Source organism: Psychrobacter sp. (genome assembly GCF_049295055.1).
Classification (GTDB): Bacteria; Pseudomonadota; Gammaproteobacteria; order Pseudomonadales; family Moraxellaceae; genus Psychrobacter.
Genome location: NZ_JBAQQF010000049.1, coordinates 158,251 through 180,846, shown reverse-complemented (window position 1 = coordinate 180,846; position 22,596 = coordinate 158,251). Strand labels below are relative to the sequence as shown.

Below are 22,596 nucleotides of genomic sequence, written 5' to 3'. Positions count from 1 at the left end.
GTGTTCTTTTGCTCGAGCCACTCAGTATAGTTGCCTTCATACGGATAGCCATGACCACGGTCAAGCTCCAAAATCCACTGGGCGACGTTATCCAAGAAATAACGGTCATGGGTAATGGCAACGATTGTACCGCTATAATTCTGCAGGAACTGCTCTAACCATGCTACGGACTCAGCGTCCAAATGGTTGGTCGGTTCGTCAAGTAATAGCATATCAGGACGTGACAATAGCAAACGGCATAATGCCACACGGCGTTTTTCACCACCAGATAATTTACTAACGTCCGCATCCCAAGGTGGCAGACGCAAGGCATCGGCGGCTTTTTCTAGCTGGTTATTTAGGTTATGTGCATCCCAAGTTTGGATGATGTCTTCCATCTTGCCTTGCTCTTCAGCAAGCTTATCGAAGTCAGCATCAGGTTCAGCATATTCAGCATAAATAGCATCAAGACGTGCGAGCGCATCTAACGCTTCGCGCATACCATCTTCGACGTTACCACGTACGTCTTTGCTGTCATCTAGCTGTGGTTCCTGCGGCAGATAACCGATTTTGGTACCTGTTTGCGCACGCGCTTCACCGCTAAATTCAGTATCCACGCCCGCCATAATGCGTAGCAAGGTTGATTTACCTGAACCATTGATACCCAAAACACCAATTTTGGCACCTGGGAAAAAAGAGAGATTGATATTCTTTAAAATTTCACGCTTAGGTGGAACAAGTTTTGACACGTTGTTCATCGTGTAGATATATTGAGCCATTAACACTCCGATAGACTGCATAAAAGAGGTAAGCGAGTCAGACTTAGCAATACTGCTAGGTAGGCTGCGCCTCAAAATCAGGGGTATCCATTGACCACTATTATCGCATTGTGGTGCAACCCCTGCAAGCTAACTGGCTGTTTTACCGCTTGTTTCATACCTTTTATCAAAAAGCTGCGAGCATTTTACCTAAAAGCTTCTATTAAAATTACTATTCAGCTTACTGGCGTATCGTTCTGATTCATTACTGTTTTATAAAAGCCACAAAAAACAGCATCAAACCTTTCGCAAAATTAATCAATAGCAGTTATTATGTTAGTTAATCTTAATAAAAATAGTTTCGTAAAAAACATCTCTACAAAAAATAGCTCTATAAAAAAGGTACTCCATGACGACTGGCTATCGCCCTGAACTTATCCAACGTGCGTTTGTTGATTTTATCAGTACGCGCTTGCATCCATTTTGGTCATTAACTGTGCCCAAGTTGCGTCTTATAGCACGTCGTACACTTAGTGATGACTTAATAGCGCTGCAATTTGAGCCTAACCGTGCCTTTAAACAGCAAGCTTTTAGTTCAAATGATAATTCACATAATGGCTGGCATGGCGGACAACATATTAATTTGAGCGTGCTTATCGATGGTATTTATAATCAACGCAGCTATTCATTGGTTGGTCTACTGCAGCAGCCATTATGGTGGCATGAGGACAGCGATAAAAACTCTAACGGAAATAAAGACAACTATAATAATAGCTTTAATAGAGATAGCCTTGATAAAAACAGCTTTGATAAAAAGTCACAACCACAAATGATTCCATCGACGATAACTATCGCTGTTAAGCCTCAAGGTCTGGTTTCAGATTACTTAAGCAAAGGTGCAGCAATAGGTACTATATTTAATAGTAGTTTACCTAGTGGTGAGTTTACTCTCGCTCAGGCAAGATCAGGACAGCAAGCAAAGCAGATAAGCGAACCTTTACCACTTACCAATTTACAAATACCGCTATTATTTATCGCTAGCGGCAGTGGCATTACGCCTATGCTAGGTCTCATTACGCAAGCGCTGCAAAACGGGCATCAAGTAACGTTACTACATTATAGTCGTACCACTTTCTATGGATCACCATTGCAGAATCAATGGCTACAGCTAGCCGCTATTTATCCAAATTTTAATTTTTACCTTATTAATACTGAAGACCCCAATACTTATCTAGCAGGCTCGCGTCATTTGACCGTCCAAACTTTAATAGCATTAAAGTTACTACTTATAAATACACAAATATTTGCCTGCGGATCGTCAGCATTATTGTCAGCTTTATACCGCGCTTGCGATGAGATTGATTTGCCACACGGTAAACAGCTGCGTGACAACATTATGATAGAAAATTTTAGTACGATAGAAAACTTCGAGCATATCTTGTCTACTATAAATAAAACAGACGAAGAAGCAGTTACTAGCGAAGAAAAAACCATTTATTTACGTGGACGGCAGCGACAATATAACAGCAGTACGACTTTATTATTAGGTGCTGAGAGCGCTGGCATTCGCTTAAACTATGGCTGCAGGCAAGGTATCTGTCAGCTGTGTCGCTGTAATAAAATTAGCGGCAGGGTCAGAAATATTCACACTGGTAAGATAAGTATTGATGGTTATGAATCTATCCAAACCTGTATTAATGTACCAATAACCGATGTAGTATTGGATATTTAACAGAATTATCAAGGATAAAATAGCCTTTCCTAATCTAGCTATGAACTAAAAAACATTCATTCGTATTGCGTCTTAAAACTGACGCCAATGATTAAACCGAACACTTTGATTATCATTTATTGATGCACTTTCGGATAAGGATTATCTATGCGCTTGTTACCCCCACTATTTAAAGCTAAATCTGCGGTGCCTACTCTAACCGCGTTAACCGATGCACCATTCAAAAATACGCGATATCCAACGTTAACGGCTGCGCCACTACCAAAAGCGCAGACCGAAGCGCTGGCTGATGAATTGAATGCACTGTATCAAAGCGTGATGGACTCACTAGGCAGGGATGATGCGCGCTATATTCAGCGTGTTTATGCGACGGTGTTATATAGCGAAGTTATTTCACGTGCATTACTAGCATTCGCCGGACAACTATCATCAAAACGCAGTAAACTTGGCGTTTGGTTACTAGGCACATCCTTGCTGAGCTTTAGTAAAATCTTAAATAATATGGAGCTTGGTCATAACGTCATGCATGGTCAGTATGATTGGATGCAGCATCCCCATCTTAACAGCCAAAAATTCGATTGGGATATCATTTGCCCTGCACCCTTATGGCAGCATTCGCATAACTACTTGCATCATACTTTTACTAATATTGTCGGTCGCGACCATGACGTAGGCTATCATTTGATTCGCGTGACTGATGAGCAGCCTTGGACACCAAGCGACCGCTATAACTTATTTAAGACGACGATACTAGCATTAGGCTTTGAATGGGCCGTCGCCTTTCACGATATTCAGATCAGTGTTGACGAATACGCAGATTCAACGCAGCTGACAGACATAATGCAGCCAAAAGCTCGCGCGCTATTTGGCAAAATCGCCCGACAAGTAGGCAAAGATTATATTGCTTTCCCTGCGATGGCAGCTCTAGCGTTAGGTCGTAGTAGTGCTCTGACGACCCTAAGTGGTAATATCACTGCCAATATCGCTCGTAATCTATGGACATGGGCAGTGATATTTTGTGGTCACTTTACGGAGCAGGCACATATTTATACCCATCTTGATGCCAATGAGAGCAAAGGCGATTGGTACGTGCGTCAAATTCTCGGCTCCAGCAACATTCAGGGTAATAAATGGTTCCATATTTTGACAGGTAATTTGTCGCATCAGATTGAGCACCATATCTTTCCTGATATGCCTGCTAGACACTATACGAAGATTGCTCCAACCGTACAAGCTATCTGTGGTAAGTACAATTTAGCCTATAATACGGGGCACTTTAGTACGCAATTTATGCAAGTACTCGGACGTATCCGCCATTTTAGTAAACCAAGTGCCGAAGAATGGCGCGCTTATAAGCAATCGATATCAAATAATAACAGCATTAATAAGCCTACTTATAATAATGACCTCGGAGAACATTCTTCTCAAAAAGCCACAGCTGACGATCCATCTAAGCGTGGTTTTAGGAGATTTCTCCCTCATGTTGTGCGCCAAGCTATGTTTTATGCCTAATACTTTGTAAGTGACGAGGTCTTATCAACGACAGCAATATAGTCTTTAAGCTTAAGTGAAACCTTTAAAATAGAGGTCTGTTAAAAATATTAACATTTGTCCTATCTCTTCTTACGGTAAAGGACTAGAAACTTAGGGCAAAAAGCACCACAATAAAAAGACTTCAATGCATGATTGAGAATAAGTCTTAAGACAAATAAGTAGAAACAAATATAAAATCTAATAATAAGGAGCTTTTATGAGTAACGACAATGCGAAACAAGACATAAATATCATCCACAACGAGTCAGCAAAGCGTTTTGAAACCTCGATTGATAGTCATGTAGGTTATATCAGCTATCAAGAGCGTGACGGCAAGTTGGTCTATGATCACACTATTGTTCCACAAGAGTTAGGCGGTCGCGGTGTTGGTTCAGCACTGGTTAAGCACGCTCTAAACTATGCTCGTGATAATGGTAAAAAAGTCGTGCCGCAGTGCTCTTTTGTGGCCTCTTATATTGATAAGCATCCTGAGTATCAAGACTTGCTATAATTTGTACTGAACAATTAGGCCTTATAATAAAGATTACATAAGAGCTATCGATAATAGCTAATATATTCCAAGATTTAATGTACCACTACCCTCCTATTTACCTGATATCTTTTATTGTATGTTTGCAGCCAAATATATAATTAGATATGAGCGATAGGTGGGTTTTTTGTCCTATACTGATTATAGGATTAATAGCCATCGTATTCCTTGGCTTAACGTTAACATAGACCGTTATATCACTAATCGCCATAAATCTATCCACCATAATAATAAAGGATATCACCATGAGTAGTTTATCTAACCAACAAGTCGATTTGCAGCTAGAAGACCTGCCAGGCTGGGAGCGCGATGGTCATACTATCGTAAAAACTTACCACTTTAGCGATTTTATTGAAGCCATGAGTTTTATGAATCAAGCCGCCTTTCACGCTGAAGCACTCGAGCATCATCCTGAATGGCGCAATACCTATAATGTGGTAGAGGTACGTCTTACCACTGGTGATACAGGCGGTATAACCAGTCATGATATTCGTTTAGCAAAACGTATGGAACATATTGTCCAGCCTAAACGTTTATAACCTTTTATTCCTTGTGTATTCATTAGGCTAGTAGAATGTTGAACAATTAAATATTTAAAGAAAAAAACGTCCTCAATTGAGGACGTTTTTTTAGATCTTAGCTAATAATTTGGCATGTTTGCGATTATACTCTTCGACCACCAACAAATGCCACGATGAATAATATTACAGCTACTACTAATAATACATAAGCTATTTCTTTAGATAAACCGGCAATACCACCGAAACCTAGGAAACTTGCTAATAACGCGATTACTGCAAAAATGATAGCCCAGCGGAACATAATATTTCTCCTAAAATAATGGTTGAAAAACCAGATGTTGAGACTGATACAGTAAACACTAATTAAAATAGCTAAGTTAGTTTTACTATAATGGTCTTATCCATTTAATAATTGTACTTTTTGTTTTTAATACTACTTAGAACTGCTTACGAATATAGAGTAGCAATGATTTCCATTAGAAAAGGTTCATTTTGGTAATAATGTCGATAGGTTATGTAAACTTTGTAGCAAATCTTACCATTTTTAAGTTTTTTCTTGGCTTTTCAGTACTTATGTGTAGAGATAGTTAGAATTTATCTAATCACCAGCATCTTTATGAGAACATCAGCTATTAACATGGGCGTTTTATTTCAGATCAGTTTGTTGAAGTTTTTGGCTTATGAAGAGATAGCTTTACCTTCATAAAAAAAGATAAATACAAATTAGTATTAAAAGCTAAGCGTTTATTAGTATTATTTACTCGCGATAAGCACTTCATAACGGGTATATCATAGTAAATACAGCACAATACGTATTTATTAAAAAACACTCAATAAGGAAATAACGATGAACACGGATACATCAAACAATACCAACTCATCAAGTGATGAAAAAAAAACCAATAGCGACAAACGAGATTATGCGGTCGTTTTATACGGAGCCACTAGCTTTGTTGGGCAAATCACTGCCCATTATCTGGCAGAGTTTTTAGCTAACAACAAAAATGGCGCTGTTACTTGGGCGATAGCCGGTCGTGATAAAGAGAAGCTCAACGAGTTGCAGTCTAACCTTGCCAGCAAAGTAGATATCATCATTGCTAATAGCGATGATGCGGCAAGTCTTGATGTAATGACTAAGCAAACGCAAGTTATTATCTCAACCGTTGGGCCTTATTTAAAATACGGCGAACCGCTTATCAAGTCGTGTGTCGACAATGGTACAGATTATGTCGACCTCACCGGCGAGGCAATCTTCATTAAAGATATGATGGATAAGTATCAAGAGGCAGCAAAACAAAGCGGTGCTCGTATCGTTAACTCCTGTGGCTTTGATTCTATACCATCAGACTTAGGCGTCTACTTTACGCAAAAGCAAGCTAAAGCGAATTTTGACAGTGCTTGCGATGTGATTCACATGCGCGTTAAAGCAGCAAAAGGTGGATTATCGGGCGGCACCATTGCATCGATGGCGACTATCTTTGAGGAAGTGGGTCAAGATAAATCTCGCCGCAAACAGGTGGCAAACCCCTATTTGCTGAACGATGATAAAGATACGCCAAAGGTGCGCCAAAATAATGTCAGTAAACCAGAATACGATAGCGAACATAAGCGCTGGCTTGCACCGTTTGTGATGGCAAGCATTAACACTCGTATCGTTCATCGCAGTAATCAACTGCTTGGCTATGAATATGGTCGCGACTTTAAGTATGACGAAGCGATGTGGATGAAAGATGGCATAAAAGGTAAATTATCGAGTTATGCAATGAGTGCAGCCTTGTTAGGATTTGCCACGGCGATGATTATTAAGCCAAGCAGAGAGTTGTTATCTAAGCACGTTTTACCTAAATCAGGCTCGGGTCCATCTAAGGAAGATCAGGAAAACGGCTATTTTGACATTCGGCTCTTTGGACAGACTGCTAAAAAAGACAGCATTGCTACCAAAGTAACGGGAGATAAAGACCCAGGTTATGGCAGCACCTCACGTATGTTATCGCAAGCTGCACTGTGTTTGTCGCAAGATATAAGCAAGGAGGAAGTCGGTGGTGGCTTTTGGACACCAGCATCGGCAATGGGTGATAAACTGCTCACGCGTTTAGAAGAACATGCCGGTCTTAGCTTCGAAGTCGTTAATAGCTAGAATGAATAAGTTATAAAGTAATTCGTTCTCAATATTCTAATAACCGTATCTTGGAAACAAGATACGGTTTCTTTTAACAAAAACATTACGATAATTGCACAAAATCACTTGCTAGCATCAGTTTGTGAGATTTTTAATCTATGCACTACAGAATTAATAGCAGCTTAGTTGGTATGCTTCAATTCAGGGTTTATAACCGATTTATATTTCCTTACTAAACTCTTTATCCAAAACGATCATGACAATCGCTAGGCGGTTATCATGATTTTATTTTATCTATAGCTAGCATATTAGATATTTTAAATAAATACATTCAAAATACTAAATAAACCTTAAGTTTGAAATAATTTGAACTGACACTATAAGACTGCAAATTAAGGAATCAATTAATGCAAAAACGCACTCTATCTTTATCACTACTTATCGGCGCAGCGCTTACTATTCCAACATTGGCAATGGCAGCTCCAGCTGACACTAAAGCTGCTAAAAAAACTACCGCCACTGCTGAGATGGCTGTTGAAGCCGACGTTGAAAGCACGGGTAGCGAGACTGATGCAAACACTTCTAAAATAAGTAAAGTTACTCCGTTTGCGATTAGCGAAACTCAAACTATTTCACGCGCACGCGTTAATAGCAATATTGGTCAACAACCAATGACTACTGAAATAAAAGCGCCAGCAAAAGCATTGCAAGACCAAGAGTTACAGACAACTGAAATAATATCTGAAGATGCTGTGTTAGATGCGCCAGAAGACTTAGCAGAAGTTTCAGAAGAAGACGATTTATAAGTGAATACTTAATTAACTTTATTAACTCAATCATTAATTGATATATCGTTATTAAAGATAAAGTCGATATAGTTGATTCAATAAAAAAGGCAGCCTAACGGCTGCCTTTTTTATTACTCTTTATAAGACAAACAAGACATCTTATTTCTTATTTTTAGTCACACCAGCTTCTTGCAATAGTGCACCTAAGGTACCCAGTTTAACAGGCGCCTCCGCTTTCTCTGCTCGCGGTGCCTTGCTTCGCTCATTGCTATTACGGTTGCTACTGTCTTGACGCTTTGGTTTAGACGGGCGCTTATCAGCTGCTGGACGGCTATCGTTTGAACGGCTGCTATTTGTATGATTGATACGTGGACGGCTAGCCTTTTCATCATTACCAGTATTTGCCGCAGTAGGTTTTACTGCCGGACGTACAGATTTTTCAGCTTCAGGCTTCATACTAAAACCAATGCGACCGCGCTTTTCGTCAATAGCAATGACACGTACAGAGATGATATCACCCGGTTTGACACGGTTCATCGGGTCAGCGACAAAATCATTGGCCATCTGTGAGATATGGACGAGACCATCTTGATGAACACCGACATCAACGAAGCAACCAAATGCTGTGACGTTAGTGACTACACCTTCAAGCTGCATCCCTTCAGTCAAGTCTTTGATACTGTTGACATCATCACGGAAGTTGGCGGTTTTAAACTCAGGACGCGGATCACGTGCAGGCTTAGCAAGCTCTTCTATAATGGCTTTAACACTGATGTTATCGTCATTAGCAGCTAGCGCAGTGGTATCGATACTATTTAACACACCATCATTACCAATAACTTCTGGCAATGCTTTGCCGGTTTGCGCCAGTAAACTATCGACCAATGCATAGCTTTCTGGATGTACGCCGGTCGCATCAAGTGGATTACTGCCACCATGTACACGTAAAAAACCTGCGGCTTGCTCAAATGTCTTAGCGCCTAAACGCGGGACGTTTTTCAATGACTCGCGGCTATCGAAAGCGCCATGCTCTTTACGATAAGTGACGATTTGCTGAGCGACATTTTTATTCAAGCCTGCAATGTGAGCCAAAATAGCAGGACTAGCAGTATTTACATCAACACCAACCGCGTTCACGCTATCTTGAGTGACTTTGTCTAGACTATCTGCTAACTGAGTTTGATTAACGTCATGCTGATATTGACCAACGCCGATGGCTTTTGGATCGACTTTAACCAGCTCTGATAACGGATCTTGTAAACGGCGCGCAATAGAAACGGCGCCACGTACAGAGACATCCATATTCGCAAGCTCGTCACTAGCCAGCTCACTGGCTGAATAGACAGAGGCACCCGATTCATTCACGATCACCGCTTTAGCTTTTAGCGCATCATTAGCCGCCAAAATCTCTTTAATCATCGCATCGGTTTCGCGGCTCGCCGTACCATTACCGATAGCGACCAAATCAACGTTATAAGTGCTTAATAACTTATCGATAACAACTTTGGCTTCAGTCATTTTATTGTCAGGGGCAAACGGATAAACCGTCGCAACGACAGGTTTATCTTCGCCATCTAACATGACATGACCTTGGGCATCGACGATGGCCATTTTGACGCCATGACGAATACCAGGATCAACGCCTAAAATCACTTTGCGACCTGCCGGTGCTGACATTAATAAATGCTGTAAGTTATTAGCAAATACATCAATGGCATCAGACTCAGCGGTCAGACGCTTCTCAGTCAACAAACGATGTTCGATATGTGGACGCCATTTGTCTTTCCACAAACTCGTCGCCGCTTCTGCCAAGAACTCTTGACGGGCATCAGGCGCTTTCGTATCAACATCAAAATGCTTAATTATTTTTTCAATAAAAGGACTGTCTTCGCCTTCAATTTTTAGACCCAAGACGTTTTCTTGACGACCACGTAGCATGGCTAATAAGCGATGGTTTGGCAAACGCGCAAGGCTTTCGCTATGCTCGAAATAATCTTTAAACTTCTCACCGACTTCACGTTTTTCATCACTAGCAACGCTCGATACGATACTGGCTGTTTTGGCGAAACCACTACGTAAGTTATCAAGCAAATCTAGTGCTTGCGTCCATTCATCGACAATAATGGCTTGTACGCCAGCAAGTTGTTTTTCGATATCACTAAAATCAACTTCAATCTCATTACCACTTTCATCGGTAATGGTAGATTGAACCTGATAATCTGCTAGCGCGTCAGTTGGCGTGATTTCTTGATTTAAGACTGCTTGAGCAGCAACATCTAAACCCGCTGCACGTGCTTTGGCAGCCGGTGAACGGCGGCGCGGACGGTATGGCAAGTAGATATCTTCAAGCTCAAGTTTCGACGTCGCATTATCAATGCGACTCTGTAGCTCATCGGTCAAATTGCCTTGCGCGCTTAACAGCTCAGTAATTTTGAGGCGGCGGGTTGCCATGTCACGCTCGTAATTAAGAGACTTCTCTAAAGCTCGCAATTGCGCATCGTCAAGATCTTGAGTCTTTTCTTTACGGTAACGGGCAATAAACGGAACGGTCGCGCCTTCATCGTAAAGCTTCACAAACGCATTGACTTGAGCAGTCTTAATGCCAAGCGCGCGAGCAAGCTTGTCGTGAATATTCGCGTGTGTGGTTGCATCCAAAACCTGTGCTTTTGTCGAGGTTTGAGATGGCGTTAAGGTATCAGTGCTACTCATATACGTATCAATCGTTGAGAAATGTAGCTTTGCATTATAGCAAAAGCTGCATGAATAAAAATCCTTTTTATATTTTCGTTATTTATCGCGGGTTTTATAGCAAAAATCTGCTTATAAGCTTATTTTTATCGCCTTGTTAAACAAACGCATACAGCATTTATCCTTATGAGTGATGCAATTATGAGCGCAATCTTATACACTAAAGTATCGATAGCATAAATATTGCAGTTTACTACTGTACTGAACAATAGTTTTTTAATTTTTAGTAATCGATGGAATGATGTATAAATAGTGGCACTATTATTGATACTTTTATTAATGCTTCTCTGAGTTATTGACACTATTTTTGATAAAAATATTGATCATTGCGTTTTTAAATCATAATTTCTGCTAATAATAATTTTTATAAGAGGATGCTTGTATGACTGATAATAAGAGCCCTGATACTTTAACTCAGCGTATTTTAGTCGTCGATGACGATGCACGTTTGCGCTCTTTGTTGCAGCGCTTCCTAGAAGATGATGGTTTTGTTGTCCGTACAGCGCACGATGGCAATCAGATGGATAAATTGCTACAGCGTGAGCTTTTTTCTTTGGTGGTATTGGATTTGATGCTACCGGGTGAAGACGGTATCAGTATCTGTAAACGTCTACGAGAAGATAACGGCGATATCCCAATTATCATGCTCACTGCTAAAGGTGGCGACGCCGATCGTATCGCTGGTCTTGAAGCCGGTGCAGATGATTATCTACCAAAACCGTTTAATCCAAAAGAGCTGTTAGCACGTATCAAAGCGGTATTGCGTCGTCAAAATCGTGAGTTACCTGGTGCGCCAAGTCATCAGCTTGAAGTGGTTGAGTTTGGCCCGTGGACACTTGATTTATCGACTCGTACGCTCAAACGTGACGGCAATGTTGTCACTCTAACGACCGGTGAATTTTCGGTACTAAAAGCATTGGTGCAGCATCCACGTGAGCCATTGACTCGTGATAAATTGATGAACCTTGCGCGTGGTCGTGAATGGGGTGCGATGGAGCGCTCAATCGATGTACAAGTATCACGTCTGCGTCGCCTGATTGAAGACAACCCTTCCCAAGCACGTTATATCCAAACCGTCTGGGGTGTGGGCTATGTGTTCGTTCCAGACGAGGCGGAAGTAGAAGCTGCTAGAAATGAGTCACTGTAGCGTAATAAAATTTCAGATTACCTTATAATACAAAAAAACCCTGTACACTTGTGACAGGGTTTTTCTTTGACTGCGGTTTTATCTGAACACTGAATAGTAATAAATACTGTCTGTTTAAAATAAAGTATCTTTGTATTAACCTGCTTAGATAATAATTTGCTTAGATAATAACTTGCTTAGTAGCCTGCTTAGGAGGACAACTACTCTCTCACATTAGCGCAATTGGCTGTCTTTACTACCGCGGCGATTGAATAACTCCGTAGCCTTTGCTTCTTGCTCAAGCTCCGTCTGACAGCGAACACAATGCTGTATGCCGGGTACCGCAATACGCCGCGCTTCTGGAATCGGGTTACCACATTCATCACAAAACTCTGCACTTTTACCTGTCGGTAGTGCACGGCGTGCGCGCTCTAGCGCATCGTTGACGGTCGCATCCATTTGTTCATGCTCAGCACCGTCTCTTGACCAACCACCTGCCATAATCTATCCTTATTATTTTTAATTTACATAAAAGTCTTTAATAACAGATAGATGGGGCTATATTTCACTAATTTCAATATAACAGTGATGATAAAATAATAAATTACGACTAGTCTTTTGGTTGTAGCTCGACGACTTGTCCACGTACGTCAATACTTTCATCACTCATCAGGTAAACATAGCCTGCCATAATATCATCCGGACTTTTGAGGCTCATTGGATTCTCACCGGGAAAAGCATGGGCGCGCATATTAGTACGAGTGCCGCCAGGATTAACACAGTTAAAACGCAAATTGGTGGTATTCTGCGTTTCTTGGGTGAAGATATCACTCATACCCTCAACTGCTTGCTTGGAGAGCGCATAAGCACCCCAAAACGCGCGAGGATGTGTCCCTACGCTGCTCGACGTGAAGACAATGGAACCATGAGGCGCATCTTTAAGTAAAGGTAGTAGCGCTTGCGTGAGCATAAAGGTAGAGGTAAAGTTAACCTTCATCACTTGGGCAAACATATCGACATCGTACATCTCAAGCGGTGTCAATGCGCCAAGCATTCCAGCATTATGCAAAATACCGTCAAGCTGACCTACTTCTCTATGAATCAAATTCGCTAATTTTTGCATTTCAGCGTAGGTAGCACCTTCTAAATTCATCGGTAGCATGGCTGGCTGCTTGCCACCAAAGCTCTCGATTTCATCATAAACAGATTCAAGCTTACTGCTAGTACGTCCCAATAGCAGTACTGTGGCGCCATAACGCGCATAGGTCAAAGCTGCAACACGACCGATGCCATCACCTGCCCCTGTGACCAAGATGGTTTTACCCTCTAGACAGTTATCAGGTGGTGAAAAATGCCGAATATCATCGTGAGCTAAGGCAGCTACAGGCGTTTGCATGTCATTCTGCTGGTTTTCCAGATTATTGACTGCGTTTTCGGTTGAATAGATTTCTGACTGATTCGCTAATGGGTTGATATTGTCACTCATGGCGTTACTCACTGCTTATCGTTTAATAAATGGGTTAGTGTTAACCATTATGCTATATGCATCAAATACTGACTAAAAACATGCTGGATTTATGGCACATTTAAGTTATAAATAATCAAACTTACCAGAAGATAGCAATAATTTACTCAATTGCTCAGGGGTATCGGTAATATAATCTGCGCCCCATTTCTTCAAGTTATTTTGGTCTTCAGGCGGAATATAACCATAAGCAGCCAAAATCGTTGTCATACCAGCCGCACTGCCGGCTTCGATATCACGGATATGATCGCCTACATAAATCACGCTTGCAGCTGCGCCACGAGGGATACCAAGTTTTTCTAACGCCGCATACATAGGCTCTGGATCAGGTTTTGGGCGCGATACATCATCAGGACAAACCAAAACTGCACAGCGTGTATCTAGCTGCATTTTTTCTAATAACAGCTCTGATAAATAGCGCGGTTTATTGGTCACGATACCCCACGGTACACCCTTCTCTTCAAGCACACTTAAAACGTCTTCAAGTGTGTCAAAAACTCGGCTATCCAAACAAATATCCGCTTCGTAATCATCTAAAAACTGCTGACGGAATTCAAGCAACGTCTCTTCGCTAAAATCTGTTTGCTCATTATGACGTAGCATCAGCTGCACCATTGCTGAAGCACCGGCTGAGACTTGCTCGCGAATCTCCGCTTCAGGCGGCGCTTGCCAGCCATTTTCTTGGCTCATTTTACCGATAATTCTGACAAAATCGGCAGCAGTATCTATCAGTGTCCCATCAAGGTCAAACAAAACGGCTTTTACAAATTGGCTCATAATGGGCGCTCTTAGTTATAGTTATAAAGGGTGTATTTAAGCGAGAGGTTTTTGCACTGCCATCATATAATTCACATCAACGTTTTGTGCCAGCCAGTAACGTTTGGTCAGTGGATTATAATGTAGTCCAATAATATCCTGGCGACTAAATCCTGCGTTAATCGCCATTTTATCTAGCTCAGCTGGCGTGATGAATTTTGCGTAATCGTGGGTGCCGCGATCAAGCAAGCGTAATACATACTCTGCACCCACGATGGCAAACAAATACGACTTAGGATTGCGGTTAATCGTTGATAAGACGCAAACGCCACCTGGCGCTAGTAGCTTAAAGCAAGCCTCTACAATGGCGCTTGGGTCTGGCACATGCTCGAGCATCTCCATGCAGGTCACCACATCGAACTGACCAGCATGGGTAGTGGCTAACTGCTCAATTGGAATATGCTGATAGCGCAAGTGCTCATTTAAGTTGCTTTGCTCAGCGTGTAAGCTAGCCGCTTTTAGATTTTCCGTACCGAGGTCAATGCCGGTCACATCTGCGCCGCGACGTGCCATCGATTCCGACAAGATACCACCGCCGCAACCAACATCAAGCACTTTTTTGCCAGCCAAGCCCATTTCTGCCGTTTTGGTATGGTCGCTACTCAGATAGCCACGCTTCACATTTTCTTCTATCCAGTTAAGACGTAGCGGATTGATTTCGTGTAAAGTGGCAAAGGCACCAGTTTTATTCCACCATTCGCTTGCCAAGTTATTAAATTTTTCAACTTCGCTAGGATCTACATTAATAGCGCTGGCCATAGTATCGTTAAGACTATTAATAGTATCGTCAAGACCACCAATAGCATTGGCATCCTTATTTTCTTGACTACTCAAAGGCTGCTCAGAAGATAAAGCTTGGCTCATAGGATTTTCCTTTATTGGCATTATCGTATAGAGTGCATGATTAGATAGGCAATGTTAGCATGAGAGCAGCAAATGTGTCGTGAGTACATCGTCACCGATTGTGAATTACTTTATCAATAGCTTTACGTTATCAACATTTTAAAATGCAAAAGCTTAAACTTCAAAATCTTAAACTTAACAATAATCAGTCTAAAAAAATCAGCCTCAAAACAGTAAGTACGATACCTTAAATAATAGCTCACAGCTTTACAACTGTTAGTTAAGAATCGGGTGCACAAGTACACGCATTTTGCGTTATTATAGTCACTATTCTATTATAGGTCGATGTAAGCGACGCGTGGTCGTTTATTCACTCTAACCCCTATAAAAATACTCCAAAAACCTCTGAATATCGATACCTCAAGGAACAAGTATGAAACGTATCATCGCATTGACTGGTCTAGCTTGTGCTATCGGACTGGCCAGTATAGGCGCACAAGCTGCCAATTATGTCGCAGGAAAAGACTACCGTGTACTGGATAATCCAGAAAAGATCAGCGGTGATGCTATTATTGTGCGTGAGTTTTTCTGGTATGGCTGTCCACATTGTAACGTCCTCAATCCGCATATGGAAAAATGGGCAAAAAACAAAGGTAAAGACGTAGCATTCTTTAAAACTCCAGCAGCGCTAAACCCTGTTTGGGAAGCCAGCGCGCGCGGTTTTTATGCTGCTCAATTACTCGGTTATGAAGACAAAACCCATGACGCCTTATTCGATGCGGTACATAAAGATGGTAAGCAATTATTTGACCAATCTTCATTGAGTAAGTGGTATGCCTCGAAAGGGGTTAGCGAAAAGAAATTCAATAGCCTTTATAATTCATTTGCGGTCGGTACAAAGATTGGTCGCTCACAAGCCGGTGCTAAGCGTTATCAGCTTTCAGGTGTACCAGCAGTTGTCATCCAAGGTAAATACGTCGTAACGGGTGAAAGTGCTACCGTACCTAAAGTCGTTGACTATCTAGTCAATAAAGTGCGTGCAGAGAAAAAATAATTTAGCTTATATATTTAGTAAAATGTAAAAAAGCCAATCATTAGTGATTGGCTTTTTTATGCGTTATCGAGAGGTTGTTGCTTCTTCTTTAGCCTTTATATTTTATAAGATTACCATTTTAAATGGTAAAACAACTAGCCTTTTAGCTGCGACAATATTGTTACTTCACGAATATAGCTTGCTAGGTCTTCTTTAGACTCTGCCATCAATTCGTCATCTTGCATATGTTTGGCGTACTCAATCCAAAGTAGCAGCTGATACATAGTATTACGCTCAGAGGCTTTGTATTGTTTAACAAACTGTTTGAGCGTACCTTCATCATTGATATTAAGGCGCTCATGCCAACTTTCAATTTTAGACACCTGCTCTTTAGGGAAAAAAGCATCAAACAAGGCTTTTACCAATTCATGGCGGTTTTCTTCACTGATAAGTTTACCGACGCGCTTAGTTTGACGAATACGAGCATTGGCACTAGTAATATCCGCAAGCGCCATCAACTCTGCCATAAAGTAATCACTTGCTGGTAAGTTTTTGAGCTGCTTTTTCGATAAGCTAGCAAGTGGTATCGACAACTCTTGCAAGCGCTCATGAGCTTTTTTAAGCTCTGTGCGCGAGACGCGCATATCATGTTCTGACCAGTCAATCATAAAAGCTTTCCGTTTTCGAGATAATAAATAATAAGGTGGATAATAGTTTTTATATAATCAATTTAAAATAAAAGAAGCTCATTTATAACCAGATAATGCTGCTATAAGTCAGTCTTAATTACTAACCGCTACCAACGCTGTTTTTCTCGATGCTTAGCAGCAACGGTCAAACCTTTAGGTAGGCTGGCTGTTAGCTTATCTTGCAAGTGCTTAGTAATAAATACCGAGCGATGTTTACCACCAGTACAGCCAATAGCAACCGTCACCGTATGGCGATTGTTATGCAAAAATTCTGGTAACCAACGATTAAGGAATTTAGCAATATCTTCAGTCATCTCAGATACTTCTGGGTAATCGGCAAAAAAGTCAGCCACTTCGGTATCAAGACCAGTCGCAGCTCGCAGTGCTGGATTCCAGTGCGGGTTGGGCAAAATCCGTACATCAAATACGAAATCTGCATCGATAGGACTGCCGTACTTAAAGCCAAAAGATAACAGGTTAATCACTATCTGATTATCAACGCCAACATAATCACGAAGACGCTCTTTTAACTGATGAATATTGAGCATACTAGTATCTATCTTAATATCAGCGTGTTTAAATATCGGCTGCAAAAGCTTAATTTCTTTTTCGATAGCCGCTGGTAAATTATAAGCCGTATGCTCTAGCCCTTTGGTATCTTGAACCATTAAAGGATGAATACGACGAGTGGCATTAAAGCGCGCGACTAAGGTCTCCTCTTGCGCCGTCACATACATTACTGTGACCGCCTCTTCGCCATACGTCTGTTTTAAAGCATCATGAGTTGCAGAAAAATTCGATAAATCCGCACGCGGCGTACGAATATCGACACCAAGTGCAATGCGTTTAATACCGCTATCACACACCAGCTTTTGCGCCGCTTCAGGCACCAATGACAAAGGCAGGTTATCAATAGAGTAATAGCCTAAATCTTCCAGGATATTCAATACTGAGGTTTTACCTGATCCTGAACGTCCTGACACCACCAATATGCTTAATCGATCATTATTTGATACGTTATCTACTATTTGCTTTGCTTGATCGTCTTTACCATCATTACTTATATTCATGTTCCGTCACCCTAATAAATTGCATCCCGCAAATGGCAGTGTCGTGAATGACAATGTCATAACGGCTAATTAACCGTTACTAACTGATTGTCCAACAAGCGAGCACGGCCTAACCAAGCAGCAACCAAAATAACCAGATTTTGATTCTCACTGACGCTTTCATTATTATGAGCGATATCAGATAGCTCAACCGTTTTTACTTCTAGATAATCAATCGTAAAGCCTGCACTGGTAATGCGCTGGCGAGATTCTTCTAAAAGTTTTTTAAATCCCTGCTGACGATGCTCACCGTCACTAATCTGTTTGGCTAAATACTGTAATTCTTGGTGCAAAATAGGCGCTGTTTGGCGCTCAGATTCGCTTAAGTACTGATTGCGTGATGATAAGGCTAAGCCATCCGCAGCACGTACAATAGGCGCGCCAATAATCTCAATGGCATAACTCAAATCACGAACTAATTGCTTAATAATCGCTAACTGCTGATAGTCTTTTTGCCCAAAAATAGCCACATCAGGTTGCACGATATTAAACAGCTTAGAGACGACGATACCTACGCCATCAAAGTGGCTCGGACGTGACTGACCGCATAACTGACTAGTAATCTCCCCTGCGCGCACTGATGTAGGCGGCGGCAATACGGGATACATCTCATCAATACTCGGGGCAAACACGTAATCTGCACCGACGGTTACTAGCTTTGCGACATCTTCCTCTAACGTGCGTGGATAGCTATCAAAATCTTCACCAACGCCAAATTGCGTCGGATTGACAAAGATACTAATGACAACGATATCAGCATGTTGCTTGGCTACTTTTACCAGCTCTAGATGACCATCGTGCAAATTCCCCATCGTTGGTACTAAAGCAATACGTTGTTGTTTGGCACGGTAAGGCTGTAGAGCAACTTTTAATGCTGAGATATGATGATGGATAATTGGCATGGTTAAATGATCTTCTACTTATAAGCATAAACACTAGGATTTTATATCAGCCTAGCTAAATTGGTGCTGCTCTGTGGGGAAACTGCCTTCACGTACTGACTGATGATAAAGGGCGAATGCCCCGTCGATACTGTGCTCAGTATTGCGCTCATCGGTCAAAAAATCATGGACAAAGCGTGGGACGCGACCATGCACCATACCCAGCATGTCGTGCATGACCAACACTTGGCCATCAGTCTCTGCACCAGCGCCGATGCCTATCACTGGCACTGCTACCGCTTCTGTTACCGCTTTAGCAAGCTCAGCAGGGACGCATTCTAATACTAGAACGGCCGCACCTGCGTCAACCACAGCTTTAGCGTCTTCAATGAGTTTTTTTGCAGCCTCGTCACCGCGACCTTGGATTTTATAACCACCAAATACATTGACTGACTGTGGCGTTAATCCTAAATGTACACAAGTCGGTGTGCCTGCTTGCGCCAATGTTGTGACCAAATCACAAAGCTCACTACCGCCTTCAATCTTAATCACATGCGCACCCGCTTGCATCAGCTTACGGCTATTGGTCACCGCTTCTACGAGGGTTACATAGCTCATAAATGGCAGGTCAGCTAATATGAGCGCGTGCTTGTTGCTACGCGCGATGTTGGCAGTATGATAAGCCATATCGTCGACGGTAACGGGCAACGTTGAATCATGACCTTGCACTACCATACCCAAACTATCGCCAATCAAAATCGTATCAATCTGTGCTTTTTCCATCATGCGCGCAAACATGGCGTCATAACAGGTCAGACAAGTAAACTTGGTGCCGTCTTTTTTAAATTTATTTAAAGTAGATAATGTCGTCATATCACCCTCAATGCTTTTAAATATTCATCAATTATCACTATCTCTAACTAGCTTTAATAATTAACCTATCTATCTTTGCGGAACATGCAACTCATCATTTGATAATAACTTTAAGCCTGTCCAATCACTGCTGTGCGGATAATCCGCGATTGGTTTACCAGCAATGATTAGTTCTGGCGCTAGCTCGCGCAGCGGTATCAAAACAAAATTACGCTCATGCAATCCCGCATGCGGTATCGTCAATTGCGGTTCTGAAATCTGTTCTTGACCATAAAGTAAAATATCAACGTCTAAACTACGTTCACCCCAACGTCGGACTCTTTCACGTTTCGCCTGTTGCTCTAAATGCTGACATAATATCAATAGATGATGTGCTGAGAAAGTAGTCTCCAAGCTTACGACCGCATTAACAAAGTCCGGTTGGTCTTGCGGACCCATAGGGGCAGAGGCATATAACGAGGACATCCTAACCTGCCGTGTATTATCATTCGCTTGTATTCTTTCAAACGCTCGGTTCAAATGATTGATAGGCGAATCCAACTCATTTTCCAAGTTGCTACCCAAACCCACATAACAGGTAACCCAAGGATAAGTGGCGTTATTACTATTGCTATCGATATCAGTATCATTCAAGCGCGTGTTCATCGTTATCACTCTACTCTCATATCCGCTGTCGACGTTAAACGTCATTGACGCTTGGCTGGCGACGGCGACGCTTTGATGGTACAGGCCCTTTATTGTCATTGATATTACTAGCAACTGTTGGTTTAGCAACTTGACTGGTTCTAGTAGGCTTTGCAGTTGATGCTTTAACAGGTTTTTGAGCCTTGTTAATCACTTTATCAGTAGACTGAGTAACCGATTTAGGCGCTTTTTTCACATACCTAGCATTCGTTTTCTCGGTGCTATCAAACGCTTTCGCATTTACTTTCTCTGCAGGATTTATTTGCTCTGTATTACTTGTCTTATCTACCACATTAGGCTGACGGCGACGACGTTTGTGCGGTACCGGCTCATTATTCATACTAACAAGTGCGGGCGACTGCGCGATATTGCGCTCTGCATAAGCGGTGGTACGCACATTATTTGAAGATAACTGAGTATCAACTGATGCTTGTCGCGTATTCGATCGACTGTTTGGGTTATTTACTTTATCAGCAGATTTTGTTTGCTGATTCGATTGACTATCGACCGATGCTTTTTTAGCAACTGTTTCTTGCACAAGCACTTTTTGAACAGCCACTTTTTGAACAGGCGCTTTTTGCGTCGCTTTAGGCAAAGGTTTATTTGAAGCAGACAGCTGCTTTTTGAGAGGCGGTACGACGTTGCCGTGCTCTATCACAAATAGCGGTACAGGTTTTGACGCCTCCTGCTGATTGCTACCATCATTACGACTCGCCAAAGACAACTGCTGCAATTGTGCCAGCTCATTATTGTCTTGTGTGACTTGCTGTGGGCTATACTTATTTTTTTGGTTGGCAGATGAAGACTGGCTAGCAGCGCGGCGGCGGCGTGATGGCACATTTGAAACATCATTGACAGCAGTCGATCTAGCATTGTTATTACCAGATGCTTGAATATCGCTATCTACTCGATTCACCTTGGCAGTATCGTTCGAATTCTGAGAATTTTGGCGATTACGTCCACGACCGCGTTGCCCTTGCTTATAAGCACCGCGACGAATGTTTTCATCAAAATCATCAATCGCTTGCTGCTGTTGTTGCTCAGACAAGGTTTGATAGTTCTGCCACCACTCGCCCATATCATTGGTCGATTCAGATAGTGGATGCTCAGCATCACCGCACTGCTCGCGTAATAATAAGAAATCAAAACCTGCACGAAAACGTGGATGTTCAGATAGCTGGACAATCTGCTTACTACGCGGCGCGGCTAATTTTGGTTGCAATATCCAAATATCACGGATAAATTGCTCAGCGAATTTCGGTATCGCAGTTCTAATACGCTGACGATCAACGACTTTACTGGCCGCATGCATCTGCGCTTCAGCAAATGGCATGTTACGTTTTTTAGCTTTTTCTAATTGATGTAAATAATTTTCCCACAACAAAGCGGCGTAAAAGAATGCCGGATTGATACTTTTACCTGCGCCAATGCGTTTATCGGTATTAATAGCCACTTGCTGCACAAGCGCGCTCGGCTCAGAGGGCGGATAAACAATTAAGCTATCAATAGCCCCAGACTGAAACAATAACGGCAATAATGGTACTAAATAGCCGCCAGTAAACATTTTTTGTGTTTCATCATAAAGACGATGCGGAGAAATTTGCTCAAGTAGCGACCAATTGCCATCATGGAACTGTGCGGCTAACTCGCTATCAAAATCAAAGCCTAATTTGGCTTTAAAGCGCAAGGCACGCAGCAATCTAACCGGATCTTCTTCGATACGAGTCGGTGCATTGCCTAACAGGCGAATAATTTTATTATCAATATCTTCAAGCGCACCGCAAAAATCATGAACCACACCTTTGAGCGGTTGATAATAAAGGGCATTGATAGAAAAATCACGACGGGCAAAATCTTGTTTGATATCGCCCCAGACATTGTCGCGCAGAATCATACCGTCTTGATTGGTATTGGAATCATTAACTGGCGGACCACGAAAGGTCGCCACTTCAATAAGCTCACGCCCAGAGTAAACATGCGCCAGCTGAAAACGGCGACCAATAATACGGCAGCGCTTACCAAAGACGTCTTTAATCTCATGAGGCTTGGCATCAGTGACCGCATCGAAATCTTTCGGACGCAGACCTAGCAAGGTGTCACGCACACCACCACCGACGATATAGGCGTCAAACCCAGCTCGGGTTAGGGTGGCGATTACTTCGGTAATGGAATTGGGTAATTCAGATTTATTCAGTTCTAACTGCTTGGCGGCACGCTCGGCCATGCATCTACTCCTTGCCTTTATTCTTAACCAACCCTGACGAACACAGCGTCTATCAGGCGGATGTA

General features: G+C 42.0%; 21 protein-coding genes. 8 read left to right on the top strand and 13 right to left on the bottom strand.

Features of this window, described 5'->3' with window-relative positions; all coding sequences use genetic code 11:
* The coding region (locus tag WAZ74_RS07465) for an ATP-binding cassette domain-containing protein (protein ID WP_422307398.1) at positions 1 to 758 on the bottom strand (758 nt) is incomplete at its 3' end.
* A gap of 388 nt (positions 759 to 1,146) precedes the next feature.
* Between WAZ74_RS07465 and WAZ74_RS07460 the strand changes: the two genes are divergently transcribed.
* The 4 genes from WAZ74_RS07460 to WAZ74_RS07445 all read left to right on the top strand — a co-directional run bounded on the left by WAZ74_RS07460 (position 1,147) and on the right by WAZ74_RS07445 (position 5,091).
* The gene (locus WAZ74_RS07460) at positions 1,147 to 2,469 is read left to right on the top strand and encodes a flavin reductase family protein (RefSeq protein ID WP_422307396.1); all 1,323 of its coding nucleotides are present in this window, start codon (positions 1,147 to 1,149) and stop codon (positions 2,467 to 2,469) included.
* Between the two features lie 147 nt (positions 2,470 to 2,616).
* A complete protein-coding gene (locus WAZ74_RS07455; protein WP_422307394.1) occupies positions 2,617 to 3,981 on the top strand; it encodes a fatty acid desaturase family protein in 1,365 nt (454 codons plus the stop codon).
* A 238-nt stretch (positions 3,982 to 4,219) separates the two neighbouring features.
* On the top strand, positions 4,220 to 4,513 hold the full coding sequence (locus WAZ74_RS07450) for a GNAT family N-acetyltransferase (RefSeq protein ID WP_422307392.1): 294 nt from the start codon (positions 4,220 to 4,222) through the stop codon (positions 4,511 to 4,513).
* Positions 4,514 to 4,797: 284 nt separating this feature from the next.
* Positions 4,798 to 5,091, top strand: coding sequence for a 4a-hydroxytetrahydrobiopterin dehydratase (locus WAZ74_RS07445; RefSeq protein WP_422307390.1), 294 nt, complete (start codon positions 4,798 to 4,800; stop codon positions 5,089 to 5,091).
* Between the two features lie 124 nt (positions 5,092 to 5,215).
* Here the strand turns inward: WAZ74_RS07445 and WAZ74_RS07440 are convergent, their stop codons facing one another.
* Positions 5,216 to 5,374: a DUF1328 domain-containing protein gene (locus WAZ74_RS07440; protein WP_422307388.1), complete on the bottom strand. Its 159-nt coding sequence runs from the start codon at positions 5,372 to 5,374 to the stop codon at positions 5,216 to 5,218.
* A 546-nt stretch (positions 5,375 to 5,920) separates the two neighbouring features.
* On the opposite strand from WAZ74_RS07440, the gene WAZ74_RS07435 reads away from it, so the two are divergent.
* Both WAZ74_RS07435 and WAZ74_RS07430 read left to right on the top strand, forming a co-directional pair.
* Positions 5,921 to 7,210, top strand: a complete 1,290-nt coding sequence (locus WAZ74_RS07435) for a saccharopine dehydrogenase family protein (protein WP_422307386.1) — start codon at positions 5,921 to 5,923, stop codon at positions 7,208 to 7,210.
* A 389-nt stretch (positions 7,211 to 7,599) separates the two neighbouring features.
* Positions 7,600 to 7,998 carry a hypothetical protein gene (locus WAZ74_RS07430; protein ID WP_422307384.1) on the top strand — a complete coding sequence of 133 codons (399 nt, stop codon included), beginning with the start codon at positions 7,600 to 7,602 and terminating at the stop codon, positions 7,996 to 7,998.
* Positions 7,999 to 8,139: 141 nt separating this feature from the next.
* Here the strand turns inward: WAZ74_RS07430 and WAZ74_RS07425 are convergent, their stop codons facing one another.
* Positions 8,140 to 10,689 (bottom strand): helix-hairpin-helix domain-containing protein, encoded by a 2,550-nt coding sequence (locus WAZ74_RS07425; protein WP_422307382.1) that lies wholly within the window; start codon positions 10,687 to 10,689, stop codon positions 8,140 to 8,142.
* Positions 10,690 to 11,110: 421 nt separating this feature from the next.
* Between WAZ74_RS07425 and ompR the strand changes: the two genes are divergently transcribed.
* Complete coding sequence (gene ompR, locus WAZ74_RS07420) at positions 11,111 to 11,875, top strand: two-component system response regulator OmpR (protein WP_422307380.1); 765 nt, start codon at positions 11,111 to 11,113, stop codon at positions 11,873 to 11,875.
* Between the two features lie 213 nt (positions 11,876 to 12,088).
* Here the strand turns inward: ompR and WAZ74_RS07415 are convergent, their stop codons facing one another.
* From WAZ74_RS07415 to ubiG, 4 genes are all read right to left on the bottom strand, one after another.
* The gene (locus WAZ74_RS07415; protein WP_422307378.1) at positions 12,089 to 12,355 is read right to left on the bottom strand and encodes a DksA/TraR family C4-type zinc finger protein; all 267 of its coding nucleotides are present in this window, start codon (positions 12,353 to 12,355) and stop codon (positions 12,089 to 12,091) included.
* 109 nt (positions 12,356 to 12,464) lie between these two features.
* Entirely contained in the window at positions 12,465 to 13,250 is a 786-nt protein-coding gene (locus WAZ74_RS07410; RefSeq protein ID WP_422307414.1) for a YciK family oxidoreductase, read from the bottom strand.
* Positions 13,251 to 13,445: 195 nt separating this feature from the next.
* Entirely contained in the window at positions 13,446 to 14,156 is a 711-nt protein-coding gene (locus tag WAZ74_RS07405) for an HAD family hydrolase (protein ID WP_422307376.1), read from the bottom strand.
* A gap of 36 nt (positions 14,157 to 14,192) precedes the next feature.
* Entirely contained in the window at positions 14,193 to 15,059 is an 867-nt protein-coding gene (ubiG, locus tag WAZ74_RS07400) for a bifunctional 2-polyprenyl-6-hydroxyphenol methylase/3-demethylubiquinol 3-O-methyltransferase UbiG (RefSeq protein WP_422307374.1), read from the bottom strand.
* A gap of 412 nt (positions 15,060 to 15,471) precedes the next feature.
* Here ubiG and WAZ74_RS07395 point away from each other — a divergent pair, with 412 nt between their 5' ends.
* Positions 15,472 to 16,092, top strand: a complete 621-nt coding sequence (locus WAZ74_RS07395; RefSeq protein ID WP_422307372.1) for a thiol:disulfide interchange protein DsbA/DsbL — start codon at positions 15,472 to 15,474, stop codon at positions 16,090 to 16,092.
* A gap of 134 nt (positions 16,093 to 16,226) precedes the next feature.
* Here the strand turns inward: WAZ74_RS07395 and yjgA are convergent, their stop codons facing one another.
* The 6 genes from yjgA to pcnB all read right to left on the bottom strand — a co-directional run bounded on the left by yjgA (position 16,227) and on the right by pcnB (position 22,531).
* Positions 16,227 to 16,739 (bottom strand): ribosome biogenesis factor YjgA, encoded by a 513-nt coding sequence (gene yjgA / locus WAZ74_RS07390; RefSeq protein ID WP_422307370.1) that lies wholly within the window; start codon positions 16,737 to 16,739, stop codon positions 16,227 to 16,229.
* Between the two features lie 128 nt (positions 16,740 to 16,867).
* Positions 16,868 to 17,830, bottom strand: coding sequence for an RNase adapter RapZ (rapZ, locus tag WAZ74_RS07385; RefSeq protein WP_422307368.1), 963 nt, complete (start codon positions 17,828 to 17,830; stop codon positions 16,868 to 16,870).
* Positions 17,831 to 17,895: 65 nt separating this feature from the next.
* Positions 17,896 to 18,771 (bottom strand): pantoate--beta-alanine ligase, encoded by an 876-nt coding sequence (panC, locus tag WAZ74_RS07380; RefSeq protein ID WP_422307366.1) that lies wholly within the window; start codon positions 18,769 to 18,771, stop codon positions 17,896 to 17,898.
* Between the two features lie 51 nt (positions 18,772 to 18,822).
* Positions 18,823 to 19,623 (bottom strand): 3-methyl-2-oxobutanoate hydroxymethyltransferase, encoded by an 801-nt coding sequence (gene panB / locus WAZ74_RS07375; RefSeq protein WP_422307364.1) that lies wholly within the window; start codon positions 19,621 to 19,623, stop codon positions 18,823 to 18,825.
* Between the two features lie 69 nt (positions 19,624 to 19,692).
* The gene (gene folK, locus WAZ74_RS07370) at positions 19,693 to 20,268 is read right to left on the bottom strand and encodes a 2-amino-4-hydroxy-6-hydroxymethyldihydropteridine diphosphokinase (protein WP_422307362.1); all 576 of its coding nucleotides are present in this window, start codon (positions 20,266 to 20,268) and stop codon (positions 19,693 to 19,695) included.
* A 34-nt stretch (positions 20,269 to 20,302) separates the two neighbouring features.
* Entirely contained in the window at positions 20,303 to 22,531 is a 2,229-nt protein-coding gene (gene pcnB / locus WAZ74_RS07365; protein ID WP_422307360.1) for a polynucleotide adenylyltransferase PcnB, read from the bottom strand.
* Positions 22,532 to 22,596 lie beyond the last annotated feature (65 nt).

Coding starts and splice junctions, on each gene's coding strand:
- WAZ74_RS07460 (WP_422307396.1), top strand. CDS start 1,147: ATGACGACTGGCTATCGCCCTGAACTTATCCAACGTGCGTTTGTTGAT.
- WAZ74_RS07455 (WP_422307394.1), top strand. CDS start 2,617: ATGCGCTTGTTACCCCCACTATTTAAAGCTAAATCTGCGGTGCCTACT.
- WAZ74_RS07450 (WP_422307392.1), top strand. CDS start 4,220: ATGAGTAACGACAATGCGAAACAAGACATAAATATCATCCACAACGAG.
- WAZ74_RS07445 (WP_422307390.1), top strand. CDS start 4,798: ATGAGTAGTTTATCTAACCAACAAGTCGATTTGCAGCTAGAAGACCTG.
- WAZ74_RS07440 (WP_422307388.1), bottom strand. CDS start 5,374: ATGTTCCGCTGGGCTATCATTTTTGCAGTAATCGCGTTATTAGCAAGT.
- WAZ74_RS07435 (WP_422307386.1), top strand. CDS start 5,921: ATGAACACGGATACATCAAACAATACCAACTCATCAAGTGATGAAAAA.
- WAZ74_RS07430 (WP_422307384.1), top strand. CDS start 7,600: ATGCAAAAACGCACTCTATCTTTATCACTACTTATCGGCGCAGCGCTT.
- WAZ74_RS07425 (WP_422307382.1), bottom strand. CDS start 10,689: ATGAGTAGCACTGATACCTTAACGCCATCTCAAACCTCGACAAAAGCA.
- ompR (WP_422307380.1), top strand. CDS start 11,111: ATGACTGATAATAAGAGCCCTGATACTTTAACTCAGCGTATTTTAGTC.
- WAZ74_RS07415 (WP_422307378.1), bottom strand. CDS start 12,355: ATGGCAGGTGGTTGGTCAAGAGACGGTGCTGAGCATGAACAAATGGAT.
- WAZ74_RS07410 (WP_422307414.1), bottom strand. CDS start 13,250: ATGCAAACGCCTGTAGCTGCCTTAGCTCACGATGATATTCGGCATTTT.
- WAZ74_RS07405 (WP_422307376.1), bottom strand. CDS start 14,156: ATGAGCCAATTTGTAAAAGCCGTTTTGTTTGACCTTGATGGGACACTG.
- ubiG (WP_422307374.1), bottom strand. CDS start 15,059: ATGAGCCAAGCTTTATCTTCTGAGCAGCCTTTGAGTAGTCAAGAAAAT.
- WAZ74_RS07395 (WP_422307372.1), top strand. CDS start 15,472: ATGAAACGTATCATCGCATTGACTGGTCTAGCTTGTGCTATCGGACTG.
- yjgA (WP_422307370.1), bottom strand. CDS start 16,739: ATGATTGACTGGTCAGAACATGATATGCGCGTCTCGCGCACAGAGCTT.
- rapZ (WP_422307368.1), bottom strand. CDS start 17,830: ATGAATATAAGTAATGATGGTAAAGACGATCAAGCAAAGCAAATAGTA.
- panC (WP_422307366.1), bottom strand. CDS start 18,771: ATGCCAATTATCCATCATCATATCTCAGCATTAAAAGTTGCTCTACAG.
- panB (WP_422307364.1), bottom strand. CDS start 19,623: ATGACGACATTATCTACTTTAAATAAATTTAAAAAAGACGGCACCAAG.
- folK (WP_422307362.1), bottom strand. CDS start 20,268: ATGAACACGCGCTTGAATGATACTGATATCGATAGCAATAGTAATAAC.
- pcnB (WP_422307360.1), bottom strand. CDS start 22,531: ATGGCCGAGCGTGCCGCCAAGCAGTTAGAACTGAATAAATCTGAATTA.